Below are 2,492 nucleotides of genomic sequence, written 5' to 3' on the forward strand. Positions count from 1 at the left end.
AGCTGGCACCGCGCCTCCCGTCCGTCAGTGGGGTCGCGTCAGGCGCGACCGCGGATGCTCCGGAGCAGCCACCCGATGATCGCGAGGATGACGATCACGAGCCCCACCCAGAGCAGGAACTTGAGTGCGCCGACGAAGATGCCGCTGAAGAGCAGGACGAGGCCGACGATGATCGCGATGATCAGCAGTGCGGGCATGGGGGTCTCCAATCCCTGGAACGAGACCGAGCGGGTGCCCGGGCCGACCGAGACGCTACTCGTCACCGCGTGACCGCGTTCGCGGACGGGTGTCGCGCAGCCGCCCGGGCGGTGGCCCTCAGCCGACGAGGTTCTGCACGAACACGTGCGGCGTGAAGCCCGTGAGGTCGTTGATGCCCTCGCCCTGCCCGATGAGCTTGATCGGGATGCCGGTCTTCTCCTGCACGCTCAGCACGAACCCGGCCTTCGCGGAGCCGTCGAGCTTCGTGATGACGAGCCCGGTGACGCCCGCGCCCTCGATGAACGCCTGTGCCTGCGCGAGCCCGTTCTGCCCCGTCGTGGCGTCGAGCACGAGGAGCACCTCGGCGATCTCGGTCTGCTTCTCGACCACGCGCTTGATCTTCGACAGTTCGTCCATCAGCCCGGCCTTGGTGTGCAGCCGGCCCGCGGTGTCGATGACGACGATCTCGGTGCCGTCGCGCATCGCCTTCTCGACCGTCTGGTACGCCACGGAGGCCGGGTCCTGGCCGGGCTGGGCGGGCCGCACGACGTCGACGCCGGCGCGCTCGGCCCACGTCGCCACCTGTTCCACCGCGGCCGCACGGAAGGTGTCCGCCGCGCCGACCACGACGGTGCGGTCGTAGGTCTTGAGGAACTTCGCGAACTTGCCGATCGTGGTGGTCTTGCCGACGCCGTTCACGCCGACGACGAGCACGACGGCCGGCCGGTTGCTGAGCTTCAGCGTCGTGTCGAGCTTCGAGAGCCGTTCCTCGAGGACCTCGCGGAGCATGCGCTGCAGGTCGGCGGGGTCCGTCGTGCCGTAGCGGTCGACGCGCTCGTGGAGGTCCTCGATGATCGCCTCGGAGATGTCCGGGCCGAAGTCGGCGCCGATGAGCGCGGTCTCGAGGTCGTCCCACGTGGTCTCGTCGATCGTCTTGCGCTGGAACAGCCCGCGCAGCCGGGAGGACAGTGACCAGGAACTCGCCATGTTCCCAGCTTAGAGCGCGGCGGGTGGGCGTCGTGCCCGGTATCCTCGACTCCTGAAGGGGAGTATTCCTCCTCGGTGACCTCGTCAGTACGGTCCGGAACGATCCGGGCCCGGGGCACCGGCCCCCGGTCCGACCCACGGACCGTCGGGTGGAAGAGACCTTCAGGCTCCTGCGCGCGCTGCGTGCTCTTGACCTGAAGGGAAACCCGTGGACGTCCCCATCCTCGTCTGGTTGATGACCATCGCCGGCATCCTCGGCCTGCTGATCTTCGACTTCTACTCGCACGTGCGCACGCCGCACGTCCCGCACATCAAGGAATCGGCGTTCTGGTCCGCGTTCTACGTCGGGCTCGCCATCCTGTTCGGTGTCGGCATCCTCGTCTTCGGCGGCGGGCAGGCCGGTGGCGAGTACTTCGCCGGCTGGTTGACCGAGAAGGCGCTGTCGGTGGACAACCTCTTCGTCTTCCTCATCATCATGTCGAGCTTCGCGGTGCCGAAGGAGTACCAGCAGAAGGTCCTGCTGGTGGGCGTCGCGATCGCGCTCGTGGCCCGCGGCGTGTTCATCGCCCTCGGCGTCACGATCATCGAGAACTTCTCGTGGGTGTTCTACCTGTTCGGCGCGCTGCTGTTCTGGCTCGCCTGGTCGCAGGCGAAGGGCGGCGGGCACGACGACTCCGAGGGCGATTCGAAGCTCATCCGGACGCTCCGCAGGGTGATCCCGACGACCGACGACTACCACGGCGACAAGCTCACCGCGAAGATCGACGGCAAGCGCCTCTTCACGCCGATGCTGCTCGTCATGGTCGCGATCGGCCTCACCGACGTGCTCTTCGCCCTCGATTCGATCCCGGCGATCTTCGGTCTGACGCAGGACGCGTTCATCGTGTTCACCGCGAACGCGTTCTCGCTCCTGGGTCTGCGCCAGCTCTACTTCCTCATCGCGGGCCTGCTCGAGCGCCTCATCTACCTCGGCCAGGGCCTGGCCGTCATCCTCGCCTTCATCGGCGTGAAGCTCGTGTTCCACGCGATGCACGTCAACGAGCTGCCGTTCATCAACGGCGGTGAGCACATCGAGTGGGCGCCGGAGATCCCGATCTGGTTCTCGCTGAGCTTCATCGCGCTGACGATCGCGGTCGCGACGGTCGCCTCGCTGGTGGTCTCGAAGAAGCGGCAGGAGCGCGGGCTCACCCCGACGGGCCAGCCGAAGGAGGCCGTGGAGGCCGACGCGAAGTAGTCGCGACCCGTCGCGGCCGGGCGCGCCCCGCTCAGCGGCAACGCGAAGCGTTCCGGGAGGCGCGGTGCCAGCT

3 protein-coding genes are annotated in these 2,492 nt (G+C 67.8%); 1 reads left to right on the plus strand and 2 read right to left on the minus strand.

Annotated elements, in window-relative coordinates:
• Nucleotides 1-38: 38 nt before the first annotated feature.
• Together ACSW7Y_RS16970 and ftsY are read right to left on the minus strand one after the other, a co-directional pair.
• A complete protein-coding gene (locus ACSW7Y_RS16970; protein WP_141399257.1) occupies nt 39-197 on the minus strand; it encodes a DUF4175 domain-containing protein in 159 nt (52 codons plus the stop codon).
• A gap of 118 nt (nt 198-315) precedes the next feature.
• On the minus strand, nt 316-1,185 hold the full coding sequence (gene ftsY, locus ACSW7Y_RS16975) for a signal recognition particle-docking protein FtsY (protein WP_438127398.1): 870 nt from the start codon (nt 1,183-1,185) through the stop codon (nt 316-318).
• 208 nt (nt 1,186-1,393) lie between these two features.
• On the opposite strand from ftsY, the gene ACSW7Y_RS16980 reads away from it, so the two are divergent.
• Complete coding sequence (locus ACSW7Y_RS16980) at nt 1,394-2,419, plus strand: TerC family protein (protein WP_438127399.1); 1,026 nt, start codon at nt 1,394-1,396, stop codon at nt 2,417-2,419.
• Nucleotides 2,420-2,492 lie beyond the last annotated feature (73 nt).

Origin of the sequence: Curtobacterium flaccumfaciens (genome assembly GCF_051548005.1) — a bacterium.
Taxonomy (GTDB): Bacteria; Actinomycetota; Actinomycetes; order Actinomycetales; family Microbacteriaceae; genus Curtobacterium.